The 26,538-nt window shown below is 68.8% G+C and carries 14 protein-coding genes and 1 pseudogene; all 15 read right to left on the reverse strand.

Annotation, left to right across the window (positions count from 1 at the left end):
* Nucleotides 1-131 precede the first annotated feature (131 nt).
* Nucleotides 132-3,890 carry a glycoside hydrolase family 3 C-terminal domain-containing protein gene (locus GEV28_RS21630; RefSeq protein WP_291413959.1) on the reverse strand — a complete coding sequence of 1,253 codons (3,759 nt, stop codon included), beginning with the start codon at nucleotides 3,888-3,890 and terminating at the stop codon, nucleotides 132-134.
* 219 nt (nucleotides 3,891-4,109) lie between these two features.
* Nucleotides 4,110-5,261: a galactonate dehydratase gene (dgoD, locus tag GEV28_RS21635; RefSeq protein WP_367115158.1), complete on the reverse strand. Its 1,152-nt coding sequence runs from the start codon at nucleotides 5,259-5,261 to the stop codon at nucleotides 4,110-4,112.
* Between the two features lie 14 nt (nucleotides 5,262-5,275).
* On the reverse strand, nucleotides 5,276-6,373 hold the full coding sequence (locus tag GEV28_RS21640) for an ABC transporter ATP-binding protein (protein WP_291413935.1): 1,098 nt from the start codon (nucleotides 6,371-6,373) through the stop codon (nucleotides 5,276-5,278).
* Nucleotides 6,374-6,401: 28 nt separating this feature from the next.
* The gene (locus GEV28_RS21645) at nucleotides 6,402-7,187 is read right to left on the reverse strand and encodes an SDR family NAD(P)-dependent oxidoreductase (RefSeq protein WP_291413936.1); all 786 of its coding nucleotides are present in this window, start codon (nucleotides 7,185-7,187) and stop codon (nucleotides 6,402-6,404) included.
* 4 nt (nucleotides 7,188-7,191) lie between these two features.
* Nucleotides 7,192-8,094 carry a carbohydrate ABC transporter permease gene (locus GEV28_RS21650; RefSeq protein WP_291413937.1) on the reverse strand — a complete coding sequence of 301 codons (903 nt, stop codon included), beginning with the start codon at nucleotides 8,092-8,094 and terminating at the stop codon, nucleotides 7,192-7,194.
* On the reverse strand, nucleotides 8,091-8,930 hold the full coding sequence (locus tag GEV28_RS21655; protein WP_291413938.1) for a carbohydrate ABC transporter permease: 840 nt from the start codon (nucleotides 8,928-8,930) through the stop codon (nucleotides 8,091-8,093). The genes GEV28_RS21650 and GEV28_RS21655 overlap by 4 nt, the downstream gene beginning before the upstream one ends.
* Nucleotides 8,931-9,004: 74 nt before the next feature.
* Complete coding sequence (locus GEV28_RS21660) at nucleotides 9,005-10,360, reverse strand: ABC transporter substrate-binding protein (RefSeq protein ID WP_291413939.1); 1,356 nt, start codon at nucleotides 10,358-10,360, stop codon at nucleotides 9,005-9,007.
* A 168-nt stretch (nucleotides 10,361-10,528) separates the two neighbouring features.
* On the reverse strand, nucleotides 10,529-11,398 hold the full coding sequence (locus GEV28_RS21665) for an SMP-30/gluconolactonase/LRE family protein (protein WP_291413940.1): 870 nt from the start codon (nucleotides 11,396-11,398) through the stop codon (nucleotides 10,529-10,531).
* Complete coding sequence (locus GEV28_RS21670) at nucleotides 11,395-12,291, reverse strand: dihydrodipicolinate synthase family protein (protein ID WP_291413941.1); 897 nt, start codon at nucleotides 12,289-12,291, stop codon at nucleotides 11,395-11,397. The genes GEV28_RS21665 and GEV28_RS21670 overlap by 4 nt, the downstream gene beginning before the upstream one ends.
* A 14-nt stretch (nucleotides 12,292-12,305) precedes the next feature.
* On the reverse strand, nucleotides 12,306-14,744 hold the full coding sequence (locus GEV28_RS21675) for a glycoside hydrolase family 2 TIM barrel-domain containing protein (protein WP_291413942.1): 2,439 nt from the start codon (nucleotides 14,742-14,744) through the stop codon (nucleotides 12,306-12,308).
* A gap of 114 nt (nucleotides 14,745-14,858) precedes the next feature.
* Nucleotides 14,859-17,488 (reverse strand): annotated as a pseudogene (locus tag GEV28_RS42450) (GH92 family glycosyl hydrolase).
* Nucleotides 17,489-17,504: 16 nt separating this feature from the next.
* Nucleotides 17,505-17,708 carry a hypothetical protein gene (locus GEV28_RS21690; protein WP_291413944.1) on the reverse strand — a complete coding sequence of 68 codons (204 nt, stop codon included), beginning with the start codon at nucleotides 17,706-17,708 and terminating at the stop codon, nucleotides 17,505-17,507.
* Nucleotides 17,709-17,854: 146 nt separating this feature from the next.
* Nucleotides 17,855-19,837, reverse strand: coding sequence for an alpha-L-arabinofuranosidase C-terminal domain-containing protein (locus GEV28_RS21695; RefSeq protein WP_291413945.1), 1,983 nt, complete (start codon nucleotides 19,835-19,837; stop codon nucleotides 17,855-17,857).
* Between the two features lie 47 nt (nucleotides 19,838-19,884).
* Nucleotides 19,885-23,172 carry a glycoside hydrolase family 2 TIM barrel-domain containing protein gene (locus GEV28_RS21700; protein WP_291413946.1) on the reverse strand — a complete coding sequence of 1,096 codons (3,288 nt, stop codon included), beginning with the start codon at nucleotides 23,170-23,172 and terminating at the stop codon, nucleotides 19,885-19,887.
* Between the two features lie 8 nt (nucleotides 23,173-23,180).
* Nucleotides 23,181-26,528, reverse strand: a complete 3,348-nt coding sequence (locus GEV28_RS21705) for a glycoside hydrolase family 2 TIM barrel-domain containing protein (protein WP_291413947.1) — start codon at nucleotides 26,526-26,528, stop codon at nucleotides 23,181-23,183.
* Nucleotides 26,529-26,538 lie beyond the last annotated feature (10 nt).

Here is a 26,538-nt window from a genome sequence, read left to right on the forward strand (position 1 = left end):
GATACTCGCCGCGACATACCGGGCCCGTCGTCCACGTTGATCCACAACGCGACAGACTCACAGATCGGCAGGTCAGACACATCACCGACACGCCTGACCTGTCCACCCCACCTCATGTGCGGAAGACGGGGCTAGCCGCCGACGGCCACGGCGAAGATGTGCATCGTGACCACGTTCGTCGCCACGTTCCCGGAGTTGATGTCCGGCAGGGTGACGTAGGCGGCGGTCTTGCCCGGCGTCAGCTCGACGTACGCCGAGAACACTGTCGCCGTGTGGTTGTTGATGCCGTTCGGGCCGTTGCGGTACGCGGCGTTGGCCACCACCGTGTTGCCGGCGATCGGCTCCGGGTTGTAGTAGTCGGACAGGGTCAGGGTGAACTCCTGCGTGCTGCCGTCGGTGAAGTGCACCGTCCCCGTGCCCGTCCCACTGCCGTAGGTGGAGGACCCGACGAACCCGAGCTTGGTGCCGCTACCGGACACCGGCACGGTCTGACCGGCCGCGGCGACGTTGTCCAGCTGGTCGGCGGGCACGTCCGGCCAGGTGTAGGTGATCCCGTCCGAGGTGAACGTGCCTCCCGGCGTCAGGCCGACGTCGGCGAGCGCGTCCTCGTTGTACGTGATGCCACTGCCCGAGATGTCACCGACACCGGGGTTGGCCGTGCTGGTGATGCCGTTGTTGTTGAACGCGGCGACCAGCGACGAGTACGGCACCACGACGCCCACCTGGCTACCGGCCAGGTCGTAGGTACCGGCATCGATCTTCGCCGTGCCCGACACCTCCACGGTGCGTGATCCGGTCCCCGCCGAGCCGTCCGACGAGACGCCGACCGCGACCGAGGACGACGCACCCGGGGCGATGGTCACCGTGCCCGAGCTTGGCGACAGCGTGAGCCCGGGCGGCGGTGTGGCCTGCCAGTCGACCGTGACCGGCGACGCCACCTTGTTGGTGATCTTGAGCGTGGCGGAGGCGTTGCCGGAGGAGTCGAGCACCACCTGCGCCGGGGTGAACGCGAACTCGGCGATCTGGCTGACGCCGACGTTCGACGCGGCGGACTTGACGCTCGCCTCGCCACCAGCGGTGCCGTAGCCGACCTGGAGCGTGAGCGAGTGCTGCGTGCCCTGCGCGGCGTACGGAGGGGTCACCTGCCAGCTGAGCTTCGCCGAGCCGTGGGCGTCGACCTCCGACGGTTGCGTGCCCACCGGCTTGACCTGCCAGCCCTGCGGCACCTGGAGCTGGTAGTCGACGTCGCCGACGGGGAAGTCGCCGTCGTTGACGAAGGTCCCGGTGACGGTCGTCGGGCTGCCCGGGGCGAGCGTGGCCGGCGCGTCGAGGGAGGCCCGGTGGTTGCCTGCCGACTTGACCACCTGGAACTGGCCGTGCAACGGCAGACCCGCCACAGCCGACGAGTCACCGACGTGCACCTGGAAGGTCCCCGAGGGCATCACCCAGGCCTTGGCGTCGGTCTTCCAGTAGGCGAGGTCGCGGCCGTCGAGGGTGAACTCGACCGTCTTGGACTGCCCGGGCTCAAGAGACACCTTCTGGAATCCCCGCAGCTGCCGGGGCGGCTCGCCGGCGGAACCGGGGTAGCTCAGGTAGAGCTGCGCCACGTCCGAGCCCGCCCTGCTCCCGGTGTTGGTCACCGTTGCGGTCACCTTCACCGGATTGCCGGGCTGCCCGGCTGCTCCGGCGCCGAAGGACGTGTTGACCATCGCCTCCGGGGTGACCGAGAGGTCGCTGAAGGCGAACTGGGTGTAGGAGAGACCGTGCCCGAACGCGAACAGCGGCTGCACGTCGTTCGCGTCGTACCAGCGGTAGCCGACCTGCAGACCCTCGGAGTAGTGCGCCTGGCCGTCGACGCCAGGCCACCGCTGCGGACTGCTGACCGGGGTCTTCGACTCGTCGCTCGGGAAGGTCATCGGCAGCTTGCCGGACGGGTTCACGTCGCCGAACAGCACCGACGCGAGCGCGTTGCCGTCCTCCTGGCCCGGGTACCACGCCTCGACGATGCCGGAGACCTTGTCCGCCCACGGCATCAACGCGGGCCCGCCGGTGTTGAGCACGACCACCGTGAGCGGGTTCGCCGCCGCCACCGCCTCGATCAGCTTGTCCTGCTCGTAGGGAAGCTGGAGGTTCGGCCGGTCCATGCTCTCCGTGCGCCGGTCGTTGACGACCACGACCGCGACATTGGACTTCGCGGCCGCCGCCGCGGCGTCCTCACGCATCTGCGCGACGTCGGCCCAGCCGAGGTGGACAGGACGATCCCCGGACTTGTGGAAGTACTCGACCTTGATCGAGTGCTGCTGGCCGCCTGCCAGGTCGACCGAACCCCACTTGGCGTCGGGGAGCTTGTGGCAGCAGGTGCGGCCGTCGTTCCAGTTGTCGACGACCAGCTTGTCGTCGACGTACAGCCGCGACCCGTCAAGGCTGAGCAGCGAGAACGTGTACTTCGTGCTCGTCGGCGGGGTGATCGAACCCGTCCACCGCACCGAGAAGTTGTTCGCCTTGACCCCAGGGCCGGGAGCGCCGTCCCAGTCGAAGTCGATGTTCGGGTCGACGCGGGTCAGCACCGGCTTGCCGCTGAGGTCGGTGTTGTTGTAGTAGCTCGCTTCGAGGCCGTTGCCCGTTCCGGACGGCGGGGTCAGGTACTGCGACGCGACAGGCGGCAGTGCGCCGCTACCGTCTGGCTGACCCTCGGCGCGGTTGATGGTGACACCCTTGCCCGCCCGGTCCGTGATCCCGGTCAGCGGGCTGACGACGTAGGGCGCAACGACCGACGAACTGCCGCCGCCACCGGTGTAGACGCCCTCGGCGGCGTTGTTGCCGAGCACCGCGATCGAGTTCACCTTGGTGTTGTCCAGTGGGAGGACACCGGCCTTGTTCTTCAGCAGCACGGTGCCCTGGGCCGCGATGTCCCGCGCGCGGGCCGCGTGCTCGGGCGTCGTCACGACACTGTCCTTCGTGCCGGTCGGCTGGCGCTCGAACAACCCGTACTCGAACATCCGCCGCAGCACCCGGGTCACCGCGTCGTCGATGCGCGACATCGGGATCGCCCCTGAGTCGACAGCGGCGGCGAGGTCGGCGCGTCCGGGCTTGGCGAGATCCATGCCGGCGTTGTAGGCGTCCGCCGTGTTGTGGGCGGCGCCCCAGTCGGACCGCACGAAGCCCCGGTAGCCCCACTCGCCCTTGAGGACGTCGGTGAGGATCGCGTGGTTCTGGCATGAGTAGACGTCGTTGATCTGGTTGTAGGCGCACATCATCGACGCGGCGTTGCCGTCCTTGACCGCGGTCTCGAACTGCGGCATGTAGATCTCGCGCTGGGTCCGTTCGTCGATGTGCTCGTTGATCGACTCGCGCTCGGTCTCCTGGTTGTTGGCGAAGTAGTGCTTGACGTTCGACATCACCCCCTTGTCCTGGATCCCGGTGATGTTGGCGACGCCCATCTGCCCGCTCAGGTACGGGTCCTCGCCGTAGGACTCGAAGTCCCGCCCGCCCTGGGGCACCCTGGCGATGTTGAGGTTCGGCCCCTGTGCGACGTGGATGCCCTTGCCCCACGACTCGGTGGCCTGCACGCCGCCGTAGCCTTCGGCGAGCGAGCGGTCCCAGGTCGCCGCGAGGCCGAGCGGGGCGGGCAACTGGGTGACGCCGGTGAAGCCTGCGGCCACCCCGGCCGGACCGTCCTGCAGGAGCAGTCGCGGCACGCACAGCCGAGGGATGGCCGGGAAGTAGTTCTGGTAGCCGTCCGGGCTGCCGTTCAGGCTCAGCGTGGCGACCTTCTCCTCGGTCGTCATCTTGGCGAGGACGGCCTGCGCCCGTTCGTCCGGCGGGGCCGAGGATCCGACCCACGGGCAGTCGTTGTTGTCGGTCGGGGCCGCTTGCGCGACCGGGGACATGAGCGTCACTGCCAGGCTGAGACCTGCCAGCAAGGCTAAACGGCTTCTGGCGGTTCGAGTCACCACACCCTCCTCAGATAGGGGATCGTGGACGGACCTCTGACCTCCTGACGGAGGGATCCACGAGGTGGAGATGGGGATTGGTTTGACCTCGGTCCTCCGGACACTCTGGTTGGGGCTGAATCCGCTGTCAAGCCCGCGTGATGTCCGGCGCCGCCCTCACCATTCGGCGTAGCGACCGTCGTCGACCCGCCACACCGGATCGGCGAGGGTCCAGTCGGCGCCGCGGGCCTCGACGGCCTCGGCGTCGATCTCGATGCCGAGCCCCGGCCCCTCGGGGCGGGGCAGGCGCCCGTCGACCGGGCTCAGCGGAGCCGGGTCGAGCAGGTAGTCGGCCATCTCCCCCGGCGGCAGCCCCGCGTATCCCTGGTTGTAGTGCAGGCCGAGGCTCTGTTCCTGGATGATCACGTTGCCCGCGCAGAAGTCCACCTGCACCGAGGCGGCGAGCGAGATCGGGCCGTTCGGGCAGTGCGGGGCCACCGCGACGTCGTACGCCTCGGCCATCCGGCAGATCTTCTCCAGCTCGAACAGGCCGGTGAGCGACACGTCCGGCTGGATCACGTCCACGACGCGCATCTCGAGCAACCGCGCGAACTGAGCACGGGTGAGCAGCCGTTCACCGGTGGCCAGCGGCGTTGCTCCGGCGTGCCGGGCGATCTCGGGCAGCAGGTCCTCCTGGCCAGGCGGCAGCGGCTCCTCGACCCAGAGCAACCGGTACTGCGCCAGCTCGTGCAGCAGCGTCTTGGCCATCGCCCGGTGCACGCGCCCGTGAAAGTCCAGCGCCACGTCGACCGTGTTGCCGTACGCGGACCGGATCGCGTCCACCCTGGCCACGACCGCGTCCACCCGCTCGGCACTGTCGAGCAGGTCGAGCTCCTCGGTCGCGTTCATCTTCACCGCGGTGAACCCCTGGTCCAGGCGTGCCTTGACCTGGGCGACCACGTCGTTCGGCCGGTCGCCGCCGACCCAGGCGTACAGCCGGACGTGATCGCGGACCGCGCCACCGAGGAACTCGTGCACGCCAAGCCCGTGCCGTCGTCCCTTGATGTCCCACAACGCGTGCTCGATCGCCGCGCTCGCCGTCGCGAGAACCGGTCCGTCGCGGAAGAAGCCGCCCCGGCTCATCCGCTGCCACAGCTCCTCGATCCGCGAGGGGTCGGCGCCGACGACGTTGCGGGCCAGGTCCTCCACAGCGCCGAGCACGGCCGCGGCGCGCTTGGGGACGATGGCCTCCCCCCAGCCCGCGAGGCCCTCCTCCGTGCGCACCTCGACGAAGATCCACCGCGGCGCGACCCGGTGGCCGCGGACCATCGCGATCCTGTCCGTCACAGATATGCCTCCCCGGACTCGCAGTCGAACAGGTGCAACCGCCGGGGGTCGACGGTCAGGGCGACCTTCTCCTCACGCTCGAATTGGTGTTCCCGTGGCAGCTTGGCGACCACCGTCTGCCCACCGATCTCCACGATGAGGTGCTGCTCGGAGCCCAGCGGCTCGACGACCTCGACGACACCCTGCATGACGCAGTCGTGTTCGTCGGCGGACGCGATGGAGATCGGCTGGAAGTGCTCGGGACGGATGCCGCACACCACCTTGTCGGCGTCGTCGGGCAGGCTCGCCGCCCGGTCCGCCGGCAGCCGCAACCGGACCCCTTGCCCGTGCAAGTCCGCTCCGCCCGCGCTGCGCGTGATGTCACAGGTCAGGAAGCCCATCGCCGGGGTGCCGATGAACCCGGCGACGAACTTGTTGACCGGGTGGTCGTACAGCTCGTCGGGGGTGCCCAGCTGCTGGATGACCCCGTCGTTCATGACCGCGATGCGGTCGCCCATGGTCATCGCCTCGACCTGGTCGTGGGTGACGTAGATCGCCGTCGCGGTGACCGCCCTGTGCACCTTGAGGATCTCGGCGCGCATCTGCACACGCAGGTGGGCGTCCAAATTGGACAGTGGCTCGTCGAGCAGGAAGACTGCGGGGTCACGCACGATCGCGCGGCCGAGCGCCACGCGCTGGCGCTGCCCGCCGGACAGTTGCTTCGGCCGCCGTTCGAGCAGGTGCCCGATGCCGAGCAGCTCCCCCGTTTCGCGGACCTTCTGGTCGATCATCGCCTTGGGCATCTTGCGGCGGCGCAGCCCGAAAGCCATGTTCTTGTACACCGACATGTGCGGGTACAGGCCGTAGTTCTGGAACACCATGGCGATGTCGCGGTCGCCGACGTCGACGTAGTCCACCCGGTCGTCACCGAAGTACAACACGCCGTCGGTCGGCGTCTCGAGTCCCGCGATGATGCGCAGCAGGGTCGTCTTTCCCGAACCGGACGGGCCGACGAGGACGAGGAACTCGTGGTCGTCGATCTCCAGGTCGCAGTCGCGCAGGACGACGGTGTCGCCGAAGCGCTTCTGCACTCCCCTGAGGCTGATACTGGTCATCGGATCGGTCTCCTCATAGAACGTGGACTCACGAGTCGCTCAGCGGGTCGGCGGATCTGGCCAGCCGTCGGCCACCGTCCACATGGAGCACGGCACCGGTGCAGTACGAGGCATCCTCGGAGCAGAGGAACGCGACCGCCGCCGCGACCTCCTCGACCCGGCCGAACCGCCGCAACAACGCGGGAGGCACGATGCTCGTGTCGGTCTGACGGTCGTGCAGCGTGTCGGCCATGGACGGCGAGTCGATGACCCCCGGGGCGACGGCGTTGACCCGGATCCCCCGCGGGGAGAGTTCGACCGCCATCGCGCGAGTCAGCGCGCTGATGCCGCCCTTGCTGGTGACGTAGGGCGCGTACGTCGACACCGGCAGGACCTCCTGGATGCTCGTCAGGTTCACGATGGCACCGCGGCCGCGGGTCGCCATGTCACGCGCGGCATCGCGGCCGAGCACCATCGCCGCCGTCAGGTTGGTCTCCAGCACCCGGCACCAGTCGTCGAGGTCGATGTCGACCAGCGCCCGGCGCTGCCCCAGCGTGGCGGCGTTGTTGACCAGGACGTCGACCCTCCCGTGACGGTCGACGACCGCCGGCACGACGCCGGCCCGCTGCGCCGGGTCGGCGAGATCGGCGACCAGGTGGGTCGCGTTCGCGAGCCCGGCCGCGACCTCGGCGACCCGGTCGTCGCGATCGACGAGGACGACGACCGCTCCCTCCGCGGCGAGGCGCTGCGCGGTCGCCCTGCCGATGCCTTGTGCGGCACCGGAGACGACGGCGATCTGGCCGCGGAACCGGCCCTGTTGTTGAACGTCACCCATCGCGTCAGGTTCCCGCGAGCGCGCCGGCCGTCATGCCGCGGACCATGGACCGCTGGATGGCGAAGAAGGCGATGATCAGTGGCAGGCTGGTGAGCAGGGCCGCGGCCATCATGCCGCCCCAGTCCGTCTTGAACGTTCCGCTGAAGCTCTGCATCAGCCCGGCGGGAAGCGTTTGCCGCTCGTTGGTGCTGATCAGGGTCAGCGGGTAGAGCAGGTTGTTCCAGGTGTTCATGAACACGAACACCCCGGTGGTCACGAGTCCGGGGATGGACATGGGAACCACGACCCGGAAGAGGATCCCGAACCGCCGGTACCCGTCCACCCTCGCGGCCTCCTCGATCTCCCTGGGAATGCCGTCGAAGAAACCCTTCATCATCCACGCGCCGAACGGGATCGCGAACGAGGTGTAACCGAGGATCAACCCGAAGTACGTGTTCAGCAGATCGGCCTTGAGCAGCAACAGGTACAGCGGACCGATGAGCACGACGAGCGGCAGCATCTGGGTGGCGAGCACGGTGATGCTGGTGACCCCGTTGAGCCGGAATCCACCGCGCGAGAAGCTGTAGCCCGCGAGCGTGGACAGCAGCACCGCCACCACCGCGGCGACCAGCGCGGTGAAGACGCTGTTGACGAAGTAGGAGCCGAAGGGCACCGAACTGGTGAACAGCCCCTGGTAGTTCTCGGCCGTGAACGAGTGCGGCCACAACGTCGGATCGAGGTTGGTCGCCTCGAGCGGCGACTTCAGCGACGTGGCCACCATCCAGTACAGCGGCAGCAACGTCCACCCGGCGAACAACGCGATCAACACGATCACGGCCACCTTGCCCATCGACAGCCGGCGGGCCGGCTGCTTGGGCCGCGACGGCGCCTCCGGGGTTTCCGGCGGCTTCTCGAGTGTCACGCTCATGTCCGTTCACCTCGCAGGACTCGGATGAACAACGTCGCGATGGCCAGGAGCAGCACCAGCCAGACGAGCCCGACCGCCGAGGCGTAACCGAGGTCGAAGCTGGTGAAGGCCAACCGGTAGACGTAGATCACCAGCGTCGTGGTGCTGTACGCCGGTCCGCCTTCGGTCATCGCCCAGATCAACGGGAAGTTGTTGAAGTTCTGGATGATCATCAGCAGCGCGCCGACCAGCGCCGCGCTGCGCAGGTACGGCAGCTTGATCAACAGGATCATCGACCAGGTGCGGGCCCTGTCGATCCGGGCAGCCTCGATGACCTCGTTCGGCACGCTGCCCAGCGCCGCGGTGAACACCAGCAGGAAGAACGGCGCCTGCGACCAGACGTTGGCGATGATCACCGAGATCATCGCCCAGTCCGAACTGGTCAGCCACTGCACCGCCGAGTCGACGATGTGCAACCGGGTCAGCACGGCGTTCACGACACCGCCGTTGTCCTCGAACATGAACCGGAACAGGAACGCCACGACGATCACGGGAACAGCCCACGGGGTCAGCAACGCCCCGCGCAGGATGCGCCATGGGCCCTGCAACCGCTCGGTGACGAGGGCGAGCACGAGCCCGATCAGCATCCCGGCCAGCACCGAGACGCCGGTGTAGACGGCCGTGCTGCGCAGCGACTGCCAGAACACCGGGTCCGAGGTGAGGTGATCGAAGTTGCCCATCCCGATGTACTCGTGCTTCGGGTTGAGCAGCGGGAAGTCGTAGAAGGACACGATCACCGTGCGGACGATCGGGTAGCCGATGACGACCGCGAGCACGAGCAGTGCGGGAATCGTCATCCAGTCGATCCACGGTGCGCCCCGGCGAATCCGCCGGGGCGACCGAGATCGGCCGAACCGTGGCACAACCGCCATCAGCCCAGCCCCGACTGGACGGTCGACTGCAATTGCGGGGTTATCGAGCCGATCGGATCCTTGCTGGTCATCGCGGCCTGGACGCCGGCCATGATGTCGGAGTAGACCTTGGCGTAACCGGCACCCCACTCCGGCCTGATCACCGTCGGGATGACGTCGTCACGGAACGCGTTCGCGATCGGGTTGTCGACCTCCTTGGCGAGCTCGGCGGGCGCGTTGGTGACCGGGAGCACGGAGTTCTCGGACTTGATCGTGTACTGGAGTCCGTCCTTCGAGGTCGACAGGAACTGCATGAACTCCCAGGCGGCCTTCTGGTTCTTCGAGTTGCCGAACATCACCAGCTGGTGGTCGGTCGGAGCGCTGAAGTGCTGGCCGGTGTTGCTCGGCAGCGGCGCGACGCCCCACGTCTCGTAGAACTGGTCGTCGGTCATGCTCTTGTTGACCGACTGGACGACGCCCTTGACGTAAGGGCCGTCGATGGTGAACGCGACCTGGTCGGACGCCGCGGGCTGACGGAAGAAGCCGCCCTTCTGGTTGGCCTGCGTGTAGCCCTTCGCGGTGAGGTCCCGCATGAAGTTGAGGTACGCCTTCATCTCCGGGGTGTCGACGCTGGCCTGGTTTCCCTTGAACGGTTCCGCGCCGAAGCTCTTCATGATCGGCCAGTTGAGGTCGAGGCCGTAGGTCCGGTTGGTGCTGTCGATACCGAGACCGATGACCTTCGGGCTCTTGGCGTGGATCGCCTGCAGGGCGGTGAGCATGTCCTGCCACGTCTGCGGCGGCTTGGCCGGGTCGAGGCCCGCCTGCTTCATGAGCTTCTTGTTGTACCAGAGCGCGAACGGACCGACCGTCCACGGGATCGCGACGAGCTTGCCGTCGATCTCGCCGAGCTTGAGCTCGTTGGGGATGATCGACTGCTTGAACTGGTCGGTGGCGAGGTCGTCGAGCGGCTGGAGCGTGCCGGTCTCGGCGAGGGTGAACGTGTAGTTGCCCTGGAGCTCGGCGACGTCGGGCGCGTTGCCCGACTGCACCTGCAGGATCAGCTGGTGCTCGATGTCCGAGTAGGACACCGGCTCGCTCTTGACCGTGATGTCCGGGTGCAGCGCCTCGAACTTCTGGATCAGGGCCCGGATGCCGGGCTGGGTGTTGGGTTCCGCGTCGGCCCAGTTGGCGAACCGGATGACGGTCTTGCCGTTCTCGGTGCCGCTGTCCGACCCGCCGCCACCGCACGCGGCGGCGACCAGGCTGACGGCAATGGCGCCGACCAGCAACGTGAACGTACGGTGACGGCGGCGCCGACCGGCCAGCCGGTGCACGCGCCTGGTGTTGAACCGAGATTCCGCCTCGGGGGGTGCCATCGCAGCCTCCTGCCTACTGGTATGACCTCTGAACTCGTACTCTGCCGCTCACCCGCCTTGGATGTCAACCACCCCGCGACGAATGTCAAGAACCCGAATGGGCGGCATCCATGCGAACTACGGGGTGAACCGGCCGAGATGTGCGCGCTGAACTGGGAAACGTCGCTGTCAACCCGCGAAGCGTGGCGCGGGAAGGCCCGACACACCCAGGTCGGAGATCCGCAGCACGGCACCGGCCTGGGGGTAGCGCACCAGGTCGGCCTCGCTGAGCCCGACGCACATCGTCGTCACGTACAGGTCGCCAAGGCCATCGCCGCCGAACGCGCAACTGGTGACGCCCGGCGTCGGCATGTCCAAGACCTCGTCGAGACGCCCTGCCGGGTCGAACCGGCGCACCGCGGCGCCCCGCGCCATCGCGACCCAGACACCGCCTTCGGCATCGACGGCGAGCCCGTCGGGCCGGCCGGGGTGCTCGTGCAGATCCACGAAGGTGCGCCGACCGCTCGCCGCGCCGGTCGCCAGGTCGTAGTCGAACACGTCCACCCGTTCGGTCACGGTGTCCGCGTAGTACATCCGGCTGCCGTCCGGGCTCCACCCGAGCCCGTTGGACAACGCGACGTCGTCCAGCACGGTGGTGAGGCGGTGGTCGGGATCGAGCCGGTAGAGACCGGAGGCGCCAGGGCGCTGCGCCACGGTCAGCGTCCCACCCCAGAGCCGCCCCTCGGGGTCACACCGCGCGTCGTTCATCCGGTCACCGCGGTCGACCGTGGCCAGCCAGCTCAGCTCGCCGCTGGATTCGTCCAGCACCGCGAAACCCATCCCGGCCGCCACCACCAGCCCCGGCGACCGGCGGACGACGACCGAGCCGACCGGTACCGGCAGCCGGGCGACCACGCGATCGCGGTCCCCCGCCGGGTCGAACCGGTGCACCTCGCCGCGAAGGATGTCCACCCAGAGCAGCGTGTTGTCGCGGTCGTCCCAGGTGGGGGACTCGGCGACGAGGGCCCGGTTCCCGGCGACCGGCTCGATCCGGGTCATCGGCCCGTCTCCGGCAGTCCCAGCGCCGCCAGCTCCCCGGCCAGCGCGGCATGATCCGCCGCGGACAGTCGGGACCCCGGCTCGACGAGGTTCCCCGCGCAGATGCCGATGATCTCCAGCGCCGCCTTCCACCCGGCCGGCGGGGTGCCACGCCGGCACGCCCTGACCACGGCGGTCAGCCGGCGTTGCACGGATAACGCCCTGTCAAGATCGCCTTCGGCCACCGCCTCGCAGATCTGGCCGCCGAACGCGGGGCAGACGTTCGCGCTGGCGGCGATCGCACCGTCCGCACCGGACACGAGGCTGGCCACGAGGAGGGTGTCGGTGCCGGTGAACACCCTGAAGTTCGCGGCGTTCTCGGTCGCGTCGAGCACGGCGAGCAGGTACTCCATGTCCCTGCTGCTGTCCTTGATGCCGATCACCGCCGGGTGGGCCGCGAGCGTCGCCACCACCGGCGGCGCGAGGGCGACCGAGCTGAACTGCGGGATGTTGTACAGCACGATCGGCAGCGGGGCGGCGGCGAGCCGCTCGTAGAACCGGCCCACCTCCCCTTCGGTCATCGGGAAGTACGAGGGCGGACTGACCAGTGCGGCGGTCGCGCCCGCGTCGTGCAGCTGCGACAGCCCGGCAAGCGTGCCATCGAAGCTGGTGGACGCGACGCCCGACACGATGGGGATCTCGCGGGGCACCAGGGCCCGGACCTCGGCCGTCACCTCGGCGCGCTGCCGCGTGGACAGCCGCGCCCCCTCGCCGGTCGAGCCGACCGGGCACACCATCTTCACCCCGCCGGCGAGCACGTGCCGCACGAGTCGCGCGAGACCGTCGCGGTCCAGCCGTCCCGTCTTGTCGACCGGGGTGGCCAGCGCCACCGCCGAACCGGCCGGAAGGCGCACGGCCGGGTCCCCCGTCAGGGGATCCGCCTTACGGTGACCTCGACCTGCTTGGTGCCGAGGGTGGGGTGCGCCGCGCGCAGCACGACTCGTCCGACCGAACCCAGCTTGCCTCGGATCCAGACCGCGCCCGCGCCGCCGGCGACCTCGAACTGGAACGGGTTCTCGCCGAGCAGCTCGCCCGGTCCCGTCATGGTGAAGGTGACGTCACCGGTGACGAACGGCCGGGGCGCGCCGTGGCGGTCCAGCGCCCGGAACACGACCCGGGTGGCGTCGATCCCGTCGCCGTCGATCTGCGGGTCGTCGACCTCCAGCAGGAGCTGGTCGGCCGCCCGGTCCGGCGAGAAGGAGCGGGAGACGACCCGCGCGTCCCCGACGAAGCCGTCGATCCGCAGCTCGGGCAGCGGTTGTGCCGGGTCGACGCCCGACAGGTCCACGAAGAACGGCGGATAAGCGAGGTGGGCGAACGATCCGCGAGCCGGTTGCGCACTGGTCAGGTGCTCGCCGTCGAGGTAGAGTTCGAGCCGCTCGCAGTTCGAGGAGATCATGGCCTCCGCCCCAGGTCCGTTCGGTGACTTCTCGCCGAAGTCCCAGTAGAACGCCGGTTCCAGCACGACCCGCTCGGCCGGGCTGACCTGTGAACGGTAGAACGACGCACCCGGCTTGTGAATCCGGAACAGGTCGCAGACACCGGGGGTCTTCACGTCGTGGATCGAGTTGCGGGTGGACAGGTACTCGAACGCGCACCAGGCGACGAGGCCGGAGTACCGCTGGTCCGCGGCCGCCGCGTTGTGCACCTGCGCGTGCCGCAGGGCCTGTGCCTGCTGGTCGGCGACCGGGTCGGTGCGCAGGTAGGTCTGGTCGAACGGGCCGAAGGGCCGCTTCTGTCCCACCGCCTCGGTGACCAGGTAGGGCAGATCCCTCGGCGGTGAGAGCGTGGTCATGTCGTCGCGGTAGTCGTTCTGCCCGCGCACGTCGGCGCGCAGCGGCTGGCTGCCGTTGTAGGCACCGGTCGTCTGGCGGGACGGGTCGAGCCGGTGCGCGAGATCGTTCAGCCGGGTCTCGAACTCCGGCCGCGCCCCGCTCTCGTTGATCCGCACGGCCCACAGGATGATCGAGGGGTGGTTCCAGTCCCTGCGGATCATCGCGTCGACGTTCTCGACGGCCACGTCCTGCCATGCCTCGTCCCCGACGTACTGCCACCCCGGCATCTCGTCCCAGACGAGGAGGCCGAGTTCGTCGCAGGCGTCGAGGAAGTCCGGGGACTGCGGGTAGTGCGAGGTCCTGACCATGTTGCAGTTGAGTTCCCTGCGCAGGATCTCGGCGTCGCGGCGCTGGACCCGCGCGGGCATCGCGTTGCCGACGTAGGGGAAGATCTGGTGGCGGTTGAGCCCGAACAACTGGAGCCGGTGGCCGTTGAGGAAGAAGCCTTCCGGCGTGAAACGCGCTTCACGGAAACCGATGCGGGTGGCGAACTCGTGGATCGGCATGGCGGGGTCGCCGTTGTCGTCCTGCTCGCGCAAGCGGACCCGGACGTTGTACAGGTAGGGGTTGTCGACGTCCCACAAGGTCACGTCCGGGGCGTCGAGTGACAACTCGACGCCGTCCTCGCCCGGCGCGGGGCGCGCACTGGACCTGGCAAGCAGCCGCTGGCCGTCGAGCAGTTCGACCTCGATGACCAGCGGCGCGTCCGTAGCGCGGTCGAGGTAGCAGCGCACCTCGACCGCGCGCTCGTCGGTCAGCACGTTCACCGGGCGGGCGAACGCGTTGTCGATGAACGCGTGCGGCACCACCCGCAGCGACACCGCGCGGTACAGCCCGCCGAAGGTGTCGTAGTCGACCCGCACGCGGTCCGGGTCGTTGCCGAACGCGCCGCCGAACGGCGGGATGTCGGCGCGGGTGCGCCGTGAGTCCACCTCGATGGCGAGGACGTTGTCGCCCCGCCAGTCGATGTGCGGCGTCAGCTCGAAGGAGAACGGCGTGTAGCCGCCCTTGTACTCACCGAGGTACACGCCGTTGATGGTGACCTTCGAGGCGGTCATCGACCCGCCGAAGTCCACAAGCACCCGCTGGCCGCGCTCGTTCGGGGCCATCGTGAAGTGCCGCCGGTAGACCGAGATGAACTCGTACGGCGACTTGCCACCGGCGTACTCCCCCGGGAAGTCCGGCGGTCGCAGGTCGTGCCACGACATGCGCACGTTGGAGTGCGGCAGGCTCACCGTCTCGAAGTGGGAGTCGTCGAATCCGGGCAGCGTGGCGCCGGGGACCGTCGGGCCGCCGAAGCGCCATTCGTGCTCGAGCGGGACCACCTTGCCCGCCAAGGTCGGCGCGGCGGGCGCGGCCAGCGCCTGCCGCGCCAAGGCGGCGTTGGCGGCGACACCCACCACACCGACGCCACCGGCCCGCAGGAAACCACGCCGGCTCAACCCTTTACCCGCAACCCGTTCCTCAGGCACGCTGTCCTCCTCGGACTCGTCACAGATCCGGCCCGCACACATTGGTCTGTGGTCAGTGGTTATACCTCTCATGTTCGCGGTGGTCAATACGGGTCTCATCTCACGGAACACGACCTAACCGGCCACTGTCACGTCGAGGACGACGTTCGACAGCTCCTGACCATTCTTCGCATACGTATGGATTCTGATCCTGTACTGGCCGTTACCCGCGCCGCTCGCCACGTCGATCTCGTCCGCCCCGACACCCGCTGGCGGAACCCGCAGCGTTCCGCTCACGGACGACATTGTTATGCCCGCTGGCACCTCGGCTCGCCACGTCACTTCTTGCGGGTTGTTCGTTATGTTCTGAGCGGCGACCGTGACCGTCTTCTTGTCGTTGTGACCCATGACGAAGTCGCGGCTGGGTTCGGTGAACGCGATCGTGGATTTCTGGCCATCGGAGTAGGACGGCGGGGCGGCGTTCGCGCCTGTCGCCCAATCCATGTTCGGGGCGGTACCCAGGGTGAAGTCCAGGGTGCCGCCGCGCTCGATCAGCGACGAGGGCAGGTACGACTTGGGCCACGCGCTGCCGTTCACCTTCAACTCCTGCACGTACGGCGCGTCGGGAGCGGCGCCGCGGCCGTTGATGGTGATGGTCGTGCCGTTGCCGCTGTGCACCACGGCGCGCGGGAACAGCGGGCTGCCGAGCGCGAGGTCGGCGGTGCCCGGCGTGATCGGGTACATGCCGAGCACCGACCACACGTACCAGGAACTCAGCGAACCGCCGTCGTCGTTTCCTGGCGACCCACTGGGCGCGTCGGTGTAGAGCTCGGTCTGAATCCGCCGCACCACCTGCTGGGTCTTCCACGGCGCGTGGGCGTAGTCGTACATCCAGGGATTCTGCCCACTGGGCTGGTTGCCGTGCCAATCGTGCGCGATGATCGGGCCGACGTTGAGCTCCGTGAACAGGTCGTCAAGGTAGCTGATGAATTTCTGATCTCCGCCTATTCCGTTGATCAATCCACGGATATTGAACGGGATCACCGCGTGTATTGGGCGGAGTTTCCCTCGGTGAAACCCCTTCGCTTGTCCGGGCTGAAATTGGGCTCCCACTGGCCGTCCCCGTTCGCGTTCTTGGACTGGATGTACCCAGTCGCGGGGTTGAAGACGTTTTGCCAGTACTGGGCGCGCGTCATGTACTTGCGGTACAGGTCCTCACGCCCGAGCGAGCGTGCGTACTGGGCGATGGAGAAATCGTCGGTGGCGTACTCGAGGCTGACGCCCGGCCAGCGCGGCACGTACTGGTATTGCAGCCACAACTCACCACGCCCTCGGACCGGGTGGCCGCCGGACTGCGTGCCGACCTGCGATGCGCCGAGGTCCATGGCATGCAGCGCGGCCGCCTGGTCGAAGTCACGGGCGCCGAACGCGTACGCGCTCGCGATCAAGGGATCCGCGTCGTCCGCGACGTTCCCAGCGGAGTTGCGGTTGGCCTGCACCCAGCGCGGCAAGCCGGGACCATCCTGTTCCGCGTCGCGGATCAGCGACTGGACCACATCGCTGGCCACCTCAGGGCTGAGCAACGCGAGCAGCGAGATGAACGTCCGGTACCCACCCCAGGCGTCGATGTCGGAATAGTGCGCGTGTCCCGGTGGGACGGTGTGCACCTCGTCGTCGAATCCCCGGTATTCCCCATTCACGTCGTTGAACGTGCTCGGCTCGACGTAGAAGTGGTAGAGCGCGGTGTAGAAGATCCGCTGAGCGGCCTCACTCCCGCCGGAGACGTCGATCTTGCCGAGGACGTTGTTCCACGCCGCAGTGGTGGTGTCTCTGATCTCCTGCAGGTCCCTTCCCTCGACCTCGGACCGCAGATTCATTTCCGCGTTCTCGACGCTCACGTACGACACCGCGCTCCTCGCGATCACCTTCGAGTCGTCACTGGTGTCGAACGTCAGATAGGCACCAGACCGCGGATCATCGGCCGAAGTCGTCTGTGGCCGCAGCTCCGTACCTTCCCAGGTCCCGTACGTGGCGAAACCGCGGTTGAACGTCGTGGCGAAATAGATCGTGTACTGTTCCGAACCGCAGCCCACCGTGGTCGTCGCCGAGCCGCTGACCCGGTTGTGCGCCGGATCTATGACGACCTTTGCCGCGGTGTCGCCGTTCGCGCTGCCCCCGGCGTCGATGAGCAGACTCGACCGCGGCTGGTGTGCGTAGGCGAACACGCCAACGCCCGATCGCGTCGCCGCCGCCAGCTGCACGCTCGTGCCGGAGTCCAGCGTGACGTCGTAGTAGCCCGGCGACGCGTGCTCGTTCGCGTGCGAGAACGTCGACAGGAACGCCGAGGGTGCGGCGACCGGAGACTCGGTGACGTCACCGGAGAAGGGGATGAACGGGAAATCGCCCTGATAGGCGCAGCCCCGTCCACTGAAATGCGTGAGGCTGAAGCCATCGATGGCGTTGTCCGGGTACCAGTACCCACCCGGAACAGCCGGGGGCGTATCGGGCGACCAGGCGAGCATCCCGTGTGGAGCGACGGCGCCCGGGAACACGTCCCCGCGAATTCCGTTCCGGTTGACCCCACCGGCGAAGGGTTCCCGAGCATCGGCGGTGCCGATCAAGGGGTCGACATATCTCGCGTGGCCGTCTTGCGACGATTGTCCGGCGTACGCGGTACCGGTGACGGCCACGGTCACGCCGGTCAAGAACAGCGGAACCGTCAGCGCAATTGCAACCCGCCGATACAGATATCGAGGTGCGTTCATTCCAACCTAATCCCCATCAGGTGAGCGGCGCTGATTGTCCGTAGGGGGTCAACGTGACCGGGCCGATCAGCCCGACGTTTTTGAGCTTCCTGGTGAATCCCGGCGCCGTCGGTGAGATGTCCACCTGCATGTCCCCGATCTTCGACGAGGAATGGGGGATCTGACTGGTTTCCGGTGTCGCCGGTGCGACCGCCACCGCGTTGCGCAACGGCGTCGCCACGCTGCGCGGCAGGGCTCGCGGCGGTGCTGGGGGCGGGACCCATCAGCAGACCCGCGACGAGTCCACTGAGGACAATCAGGACGGTGCGTCGGTGCGGTGCTCGTCGTCGCATGAGGCATCCTTTTGATGTCGGGGCGGGTGGAGCACTAGAACGTCAGTTGGACCAGGTTCACCGAGTGCGCGGGGAAGGTCGCTTTGACCTGCCCGCCGCTCGCGATCAGCTGGCTCTGTCGCAGCGAGACCGCGGTGGGGTTGTCCGGGGAGTTGTAGGACAGCGCCGAGTCCGCGTTGAGCGTCGTCATGGCGCCGTGCAGCAGTTGGTTGCCACCGGCGGTGAGGGTGGTGGGCACCGCTGCCTGATCGGACTGGTTGACGACCAAGAGCGTGATGCGGTTGCCGTCGTGGGCGGCGATGGTCTTCAGCACCGGAAGCTGGGTGCCGTCGCGCAGTGCGAGCGTGGGCACCGCGTCGGCTCGCACGGTGACCTGTTGCTGCCCGCCGAGCGGCCGGAACAGTTGTTCCACATAGGCCGCCGGTTCGGCGATGGTGTCGGGACCCGGCCCGACGATCGCCGAGTTCACGTTGACGTTTCCGTGCGGCGCGGTGGAACCGAACGGCGAACCGGCGAGCAGGTACTGCTCGGCGAGCGGGACGTCGAGCTCGACCCATTCCCGGAGCAGACCGGCGAGGAGGAGACTTTGTTGCATGGTGAGGTGGTACTTCGGCTCGAAGGCCGGTGTCGCGCTCTGCAGCTGACCGAACTCGGTGAGCACGATGTCCACTGTGGAGGCGTTGGGCCCCGCGGCCAGATCGATCTTCTCCCTGAGTTTGCGCACCTGACCCGCCAGGACGTCGGGCATGGCAAGCAGTTCCTGGTAGTACTCCGATTCGGGGAGGTCGTTGGGGATCTCGCCCTTGGCCCTGCTGTTCCCGGGGCGGACGTAGGGATGGGTCGACACGCAGTCGTAGGGGTAGTCCGAGCCGAGGTTCTGGAAGTAGGCGCCACCCGCGGTCGGGTCGCTTGACGAACCGAGGCACACCTTGATGTCCGGGTTCACGTCCTTCATCGCACGGTAGAAGTCCACGAACCCGGGGTGGGGTCCCGAGTCGTAGCTGGCCGTGATCGGGGCTCCCTCCGGCGGGATGGCGCCGTGCACGCCGTCGCCGAAGACGATCCGGCCGGAAGCGGCGTCGAGGCGGTACACCGTCGCGGCCGCGGCGGCGTCGTCCAAAGTGGACACATCGGTCCACGGCCGGCCGCCGACGGCGAGGGTGAGGCTCGACGGCACCACCGGCGCGAAGGTGACGAACTTCTCCTGCCCTGGCAGGCCAGTGCTGTGTGACGCGGAATGGTCGGCCCCGTCCCCGACGGGCTCGTCGGTGAACCGGGTGGTGCCGCCGAAGTCGTACAGGCACGCCTTCACGTTGTCGATCGGGCAGTTGTCGTTGGCGTAGGACACGAGCTGTCCGCCCAGCCACCCGGCGTTGCTCCGCGTGTTGACCTCGTTGCCGACCTCCCACCACGGGATGTCGTACGGTGCCGGATGGCCGTTCTTGGCTCGCAAACCCGCCCAGTACCGCGGATCGGCGGGGTCGGTGACCGGCTGGCTCGGTGCGGGCAGCGTCATGTAGGCCACGTAGCCCCGCGCGTCCTGCAGGGACTCCGAGTGGTTGAGGATCACGTTGCCCGTGGCGCCGGTGACCTCCATCAGCTTCCCGAACTCGTCCGGCCCGAGCTGTGACTGCTGCGAGCCGCTGCCGAAGAAGGTGTTCGGCTGGCGGCCCTCCAGCGGCCCGATCGCCCGCTTCCAGTGGTAGAAGGACGCCAGCGTGCCGCCGGGGAAGCGCTGGGCGCCGAACCCGACGTCGCGCACCTGGTTGAGGAAACGCGGGTAGAACAGTGTGGTCCCCGGCTTCATGAAGTCGGACTGGGCGTTCCAGCCCACGTTCGAGCCGAACACCTCCGGGTCGATGAACCGGATCGGGCTGCCGAGGTCGATCCGGAGGCTGGCCTGCTCACCGGCACGCGCCGGAGCAGGCGCGCCGACGAAGGTGGTGAGCACGACGCTCAACGCGACACCGACGGCGAGCACCGCGACGCGCGGGCGGGGTTGGCGAGGCAACACCATGGTCCTTCTCCACTCGAGGGGTCGGGGATCGGGTGTCAGGAGAAGAGCTACGGGACGAGCTCGAGCGCGAAGATGTGCACGTTGTGGGAGATGGGGAGGGTGATCGCCTTCAGCTGCTTGCCGTTCGCGGGAGCCGGCAGCGGGACGAAGAACAGGCTCCCTGAGCCCTGCCGCCTGTCCTTGCGGTAGGTGGCGACCCGTGCCACGAGTTCGTTGTCGGCGGCGGCCACGCTGCTGCGCCAGTAGCTGACCGTCAGGTCGCAGGTCTGGGCGCTGCCGTCGGTGTACAGGTAGTCCACCGAGGTGTCGCTCTGGGCGTTGACCGACGTGGCGAGCACGGCGAGCTGGCGGGTCGCCGCGGGCACCGCGATGATCTGGGCCGCTGTCACGACGTTGTCCTGCTGACCGGGTGGGACGTCGGGCCAGGTGAACGTGAAGCCGTTCCTGGCGACCGTCGCGCCGGGCGCCAGCCCGGCCGCGACGAGTTCCGCCGAGTCGAAGCTGTCACCGGAGCCGTCGATGGCGCCGCTCAGGCGGGTCGCCGCGTCGGTGATGCCGATGTTGTTGCGTGCCACGGCGAGCGAGCCGTAGGGGACGAGCAGACGCACATTCCCGTCGGTCACGCCGCGCTGGTCTCCGCCGCGGTACGTCGCCTTGACCGCGAGGGCCGCCGACGGCGCGGTGGCGCTCTGCGGCACCGTCACCTTCCAGCTGGCCCGCACCGTGGCGCCGCTGCCGAGGTCCCGGAACGTCGTGGCGGTGAGCGGCTCGGACGGCCAACCGTCGGGCGGGGTGAGCGTCAGCGTCGCCTGGCCGAGGTCCGGGAGCCCGCTGTTGACGAAGGTCGCGGACACCGTGGCGACGTCGCCTTCGGTGACGATCCCGGTGTCAGAGCGCGCCTGTAGGGAGCCGGACAGCGCGGGCCTGCCCCCGGGTGTCTGCTGTCGCACCAGCACCCGCGCGCTCGCGGTGCCCAATACCGGGTGCGTCGCCCGCACGGTGACCTCGCCCGGCGAGTTCGGGATCGTGCGCAGCCACACCGCGCCCGCGCCCCCGGTCGCGGCGAAGTCGAAGGGGTTGTCCCCCACCAGCGCCAGCGGCCCGTCGACCGCGAGCTCGACCTGTCCGTCGAGGTACGGGCGCGGCGCTCCATGGCGGTCCACGGCCCGGAACTTGAGCCGGGTCATGTCCACGCCGTCACCCAGCAGCTCGGCGTCGTCCACCACGAGGGCAAGGCGGTCGGTCGAGGTGTCCGAGGACAACGACACCGACGCCACCTTGGTCGACCCGAGGTAGCCGTCGATGCGCAGCTCCGGCCGCTTCGATCCGTCCACGGTGGTCAGGTCGACGAACGTGGGCGGATAGCGGAGGTGACCGTAGTTCGCCGTGTCCGGAGTGCCGGTCGCGTGGTGCTCGCCGCCGACGAACAGCTCCAGCCGATCGAGGTTCGAGCAGATCATCGCGCTGCTCAACGAGGTCACCGGCGACGTGGGGCCGAAGTCCCAGTAGAACGCGGGCGCGATCACCGGGCGAACCCGCGGATCGACCTGCGCCTCGTAGATCGCCGCGCCCGGCTTGCGTATGCGGAAAAGGTCGACGACGCCGGTGTACTTGACGCCCATGAACTGGTTGCCGTTGCCGGACGGGTAGTCGAATCCGGTCCAGGCGAGCAGCCCGCAGTAGCGGTCGTCCGACGCGGAGGTGTCGTGCGCTCGCGCGTGCGCGGTGGCCTGGCCCTGCTGGACGTCCTGGGCGTCGGTCCGGCGGTAGTAGAAGGACGGGCCCGACAACGTACCCACCGTCTCGCTGACCATGTACGGCCGATCGGTCCGTGGCGGCAGGAGCGCGGGCTGCCTGCGGCCGTCCGGGCCGGTGGTGTGCGCGTAGTCGTTCTGCGCGAACACGTCCTGGACGTAGTCGGGCGTGTCGTGCTTGCCGCTCATCGCCCCCACGGTCGGGCGGGACCCGTCGAGGGCGTGCGCGAGGTCACGGGTTCTGGTGTAGAACGGCACGTTGTTGCTCGTCTCGTTCAGCCGAGCGCCCCAGATGATCACCGACGGCCGGTTGCGATCCCTGCGCACCATGTCGCCCACATCGCGGTAGACCAGGTCCAGATAGGCGTCGTCGCCGAGGTAGCCCCACCCAGGCGCCTCTTCCCACACCATCAGCCCCAGTTCGTCGCAGGCGTCGAGGAAGGCATCCGAGTGCGGGTAGTGCGCGCAGCGCACCATGTTGCAGTTCAGCTCGCGGCGCAGGATCTCGGCATCACGACGCTGCACGCGAGCCGACATCGCGCCGCCGGTGAAGGGGTAGAACTGGTGCCGGTTGACGCCGAACAGCTTCACCCGCTCGCCGTTGAGGAAGAACCCGTCCTTGCGGAAGGTCGCGTCGCGGAACCCGACCCTGGTGCGGTGGTCGTGCAGCGGCAGGCCGTCGACGAGCAAGGTCGTGACGACGTCGTACAACCGCGGCTCGTCCAGACCCCACAGCCGCACGTCGGCGAGCCCGGTGAGGGTGACCGTGGCGACGGTCCGGCCTGGCCCGCCGATCGACAGCGGCGCCGTCTCGGTCGCGACGACGCGCTCGCCGTCACGAAGCTCGACCTTGACGGTGGCGCGTCCCTGCGGCACGACCGCCGCGTCGGCCGTGCACTCGACGACCAGCCGCCGCGCGGCGGCGTCGAGGACGTCGACCGGCTTGGCGAACACGTCGGCGAGGAAGACCTGCGGCACCGCACGCAGGACGACGTCGCGGTAGATCCCGCCCGGCTGCCAGAAGTCCACCGGGACCGGGTTCTCTGGCCTGTTGGGTGGCACGTTCAAGCTGGTCCGGGAGTCCACCGTGACCGCGAGCACGTTGCCCGTGGGCCGAAGGTCGTCGGTGATCTCCACGCTGAACGGCAGGTATCCGCCGGCGTGACCGGGCAGGTCGCGACCGTTCAGTGTGGGCGTCGCCGCGATCAGCGCCGCGCCGAAGTCCAGGAACACCCGCATGCCGGTCACGTCGGCAGGCGCGTCGAAGTGCTTGCGGTAGACCCAGACCCGTTCCCAGTCCTGCGGGTCCCACTTCTGCCACGACAGGTTCGTCACCGTGTTCGGCAGGGTGACGGTCGCGAAGTTGCTGTCGTCGAAGACCGGCTTGGTGCTGCCGGGGCTCTCCTTGCCGACCAGCCATCCGGCGTTGAACGGCACCACCTTGGCGGCGGGGCCACGCTCGGCCGCCGCCCCGCGTCCGCTGCCGAGGACCGACCACGCCGCGAGGCATGCCGTGCCGACCACGGTGGCTCGCAGGAAGCCCCGACGTGGCAGCCCGTTCGTCGCTGCTTGCGTCATCATCGTTCCTTTCACGGCCCGATCGCGAGTGCGAAGACGTGGATGCCGGTGATGCGTCCGGGACCGGTGTCCTCGGACTGCGGAAGCGTCACCGCGGCCACGGTCTTCCCCGGCAGGATCGGCATGGTGGAGTAGTAGACGCGGACCGTCTGGTCCCGCTGCCCGCGCGGCCTGCCGTCAAGCCCTTGCGAGTTCACGTACGGCATGGAGGCGACGGTCGAGGTGCCGCCGGTCGGATTCCGCCACCAGTCCCCGACATTGACCTGGAACCCGGTCCTCGACCCGTCGGTGTAGTGCGCGACGAAGCTCCCCGCGACGTTGGAACTGCTTGCGGCCAAAAGGAAGCCGAGCCTCGTACCCGAACCCGGCAGCAGGATCGGCTGGCCGTTGGCGAGGACGTTGTCCGGCTGTCCGGCGGCCGTGTCCGGCCAGTGGAAGGTGAGCCCGTCCTGGCTGATGGTGGCGCCTGGTGAGAACCCGGCCGCGCTGAGCGCCTGCCGGGAGTAGCTGTTGCCTATCCCGTCGAAGTTGGCGGTGTCGACGTCCGCGTCGTCGCTGATGCCTGCGTTGTCACGCGCCTGCGCGACCCCGGCATACGGCAGCAGCACGTCGATTTCCGTTGTGGTGACCACGTTCTGCGTGTTCGCGCGGTAGGCGGCCCGCACCGAAACGGGGTGCACCGCCTCCGGCGCGTCAGCGGGAACGCCCACCCGCCAGTCGATCCGGACGGACTGCCCGCTGGTGAGGTTGGTGAACGTGGTGGGGGTCGTCGGGTCCGCCGTCCACCCGTCGGGTACCTGGAGGTCCACGGACACCTTGCCGAGCGTGGCGATGCCGTTGTTGGTGAACGTGCCCGAAACGTTCGTCGTTGAGCCGGCCTTCACGATGAACGTAACCGCCTGCGCGGCAAGGGTTCCCGACGGCACCGGTGGACCGCCGGGGGTCGGCTGGCGGACACGGACCTCGGCCGTGGCCGAGCCGAGCGTCGGGGTGCTCGCGCGGAGGGTGACCGTGCCCGGGGAGTAGGGCACCGTGCGCAGCCAGACCGCGCCGACGCCACCCGCGTCCGCGAAGGCGAACGGGTTGTCGCCGACGAGGACCGCCGGTCCCGCGAGGGTGAACGCGACCTCGCCGTCAACGTAGGGACGCGGCGCGCCGTACTTGTCCACCGCCCGGACCACGACCCGGGTGGCGTCGGCGCCATCGGCGACAAGCTCCGCGTCGTCGGCGACGAGCGAGAGCCGGTCGGCGGACGGGTCGCAGGAGAAGGTGCGCGAGGCCACCCTGGTGTCGCCGAGGTAGCCGTCGATGCGCAACTCGGGGTGGGCAGCGCCGTCAACGCCACTGAAGTCCACAAAGGATGGTGGATACCGCAGGCGGCCGTAGTTCGCGGTGTCCGGGGTCGCCGTCGCGAAGTGCGCCCCGCCCACATGGACCTCGAGGCGGTCGCAGTTCGAGCAGATCATGGCGGCGCCGAGTCCGGAGACCGGCGAGGTCGGCCCGAAGTCCCAGTAGAAGGCGGGCTGGATCACCGGCCGGGTCCTCGGGTCCACCTGCGCCTGGTAGATCGCCGCACCCGGCTTGGGCACCCGGAACAGGTCGACGACACCGGTGTACTTGACCTGCTGGTACTGGTTGTTGCCCCCGCCCGCGGGGTAGTCGTAACCGGACCACGCGAGCAGGCCGCCGTAACGGTCGTCGGACGCCGCGAGGTGGTGGACGCGGCCGTGCGCGGTCGCCTGCCCCTGCTGCACGTCCTGCCCGTCCGTGCGCCGGTAGAACCGCGCGGGACCGGACAAGGTGCCGATGGTCTCGGTGACCAGGTAGGGCAGGTCGGTGCGCGGCGGCATCAGCTCCGGCCGCTTCATGCCGTCGGGCCCGATGCTGGTGGAGTAGTCGTTCTGACCGAAGACGTCGTGCAGGAAGCCCGTCGTGCCGTGGCGGTTGGGGTGCATCGCCCCGGAGGTCGGACGGGAGTCGTCCAGGGTGTGCGCCACTTCCTGGGTCTTCGAGTAGAGGGCGTCGTCGTCGGGTGTCTCGTTCAGCCGCGCGCCCCAGATGATGACCGACGGGTGGTTGCGGTCGCGCCGGACCATGTCGCCAACGTCCCGGACGACCAGGTCCTTCCAGGCGTTGTCGCCGAGGTAGGTCCACCCGGGTGCTTCGTCCCAGACCAGCAGCCCGAGCTCGTCACAGGCGTCGAGGAACGCGGGCGACTGCGGGTAGTGCGAGCAGCGCACCATGGTGCAGTTCAGGTCCCTGCGCAGGATCTCCGCATCCTTGCGCTGCACCCGGTCCGGCATGGCTCCCCCGGTGTAGGGGAAGAACTGGTGCCGGTTGACACCGAAGATCTTGAGGTGGCGCCCGTTGAGGAAGAAGCCGTCCAGCGCGAACCGCGCCTCACGGAAGCCGGTGCGGACCCGGAAGTCGTGCAACGGGTCGCCGTCGACAAGCAACGTGGTGACGACCTCGTAGAGCTTCGGGTCGTCGACCTCCCAGAGCGTGATGTCGGGCAGCCCCGTCAGCGTCACGGTCGCCTCGGCCTGCCCCGGCCCGCCGATCGTCACCGGCGCCGTCGCAGAGGCGACCTTGCGGTCACCGTCGCGCAGGACGACCTGGATCTGGGTGGCGCCCCGCGGCACGGCGGCGGCGTCCACAGTGCACCGCACGTCGAGTCGTCGCCGTGCGGGGTCGAGGACGTCGACCGGCTTCGCGAACACGTCGGCGAGGAAGACCGGCGGCACGGCCCGCAGCGCCGCCTGCCGGTAGATCCCGCCGGGTTGCCAGAAGTCGATCGTCCTCGCGGGGATCGGTGCTCGCCGGTTCGGCGGCACGTTGACGCTGAAGCGCGCGTCGAGCGCGAGGGCGAGCACGTTGCCGCGCGGGGCCACCTGGTCGGTGATCTCGAAGCTGAAGGGCAGGTAGCCCCCTCGGTAGCCACCGACGGGCGCCCCGTTCAGCGTGGCCGTCGACTCCGTCAGCGCCCCGTCGAAGTCGAGGAACAGGCGCAGCCCCCGCAGCTCGTCCGGTACGTCGAAATGCCGGCGGTAGGCCCACACCTTCTCCCAGGTGGCCGGATCCCACTCCCGCCAGGACAGTTTGGTCACCGTGTGCGGCAGCGTGACCCGGGAGAACCGACTGTCGTCGAAACCCGGTTGCTCGGCCCCGGCGACGAATTCCCCACCGAACAACCAATCGGTGTTGAACGGCACGACCTTGGCGGCCGGGCCAAGCTGGGCCGCCGCGGCCACCCCTGAGCGGCCACCGAGCACGGACCACGCGGCGAGGCCCGCGGTACCGGCGGCGGTCGCCCGCAGGAAACCACGCCGTGGCAACCCGTTCCTAGGCGGTGTAGTCATCGGTGTCACC

This window comes from Actinophytocola sp. (assembly GCF_009379765.1).
Classification (GTDB): domain Bacteria; phylum Actinomycetota; class Actinomycetes; order Mycobacteriales; family Pseudonocardiaceae; genus Actinophytocola.

Coding starts and splice junctions, on each gene's coding strand:
- GEV28_RS21630 (WP_291413959.1), bottom strand. CDS start 3,890: ATGTCCCCGGTCGCGCAAGCGGCCCCGACCGACAACAACGACTGCCCG.
- dgoD (WP_367115158.1), bottom strand. CDS start 5,261: ATGGTCCGCGGCCACCGGGTCGCGCCGCGGTGGATCTTCGTCGAGGTG.
- GEV28_RS21640 (WP_291413935.1), bottom strand. CDS start 6,373: ATGACCAGTATCAGCCTCAGGGGAGTGCAGAAGCGCTTCGGCGACACC.
- GEV28_RS21645 (WP_291413936.1), bottom strand. CDS start 7,187: ATGGGTGACGTTCAACAACAGGGCCGGTTCCGCGGCCAGATCGCCGTC.
- GEV28_RS21650 (WP_291413937.1), bottom strand. CDS start 8,094: ATGAGCGTGACACTCGAGAAGCCGCCGGAAACCCCGGAGGCGCCGTCG.
- GEV28_RS21655 (WP_291413938.1), bottom strand. CDS start 8,930: ATGACGATTCCCGCACTGCTCGTGCTCGCGGTCGTCATCGGCTACCCG.
- GEV28_RS21660 (WP_291413939.1), bottom strand. CDS start 10,360: ATGGCACCCCCCGAGGCGGAATCTCGGTTCAACACCAGGCGCGTGCAC.
- GEV28_RS21665 (WP_291413940.1), bottom strand. CDS start 11,398: ATGACCCGGATCGAGCCGGTCGCCGGGAACCGGGCCCTCGTCGCCGAG.
- GEV28_RS21695 (WP_291413945.1), bottom strand. CDS start 19,837: ATGGTGTTGCCTCGCCAACCCCGCCCGCGCGTCGCGGTGCTCGCCGTC.
- GEV28_RS21700 (WP_291413946.1), bottom strand. CDS start 23,172: ATGATGACGCAAGCAGCGACGAACGGGCTGCCACGTCGGGGCTTCCTG.
- GEV28_RS21705 (WP_291413947.1), bottom strand. CDS start 26,528: ATGACTACACCGCCTAGGAACGGGTTGCCACGGCGTGGTTTCCTGCGG.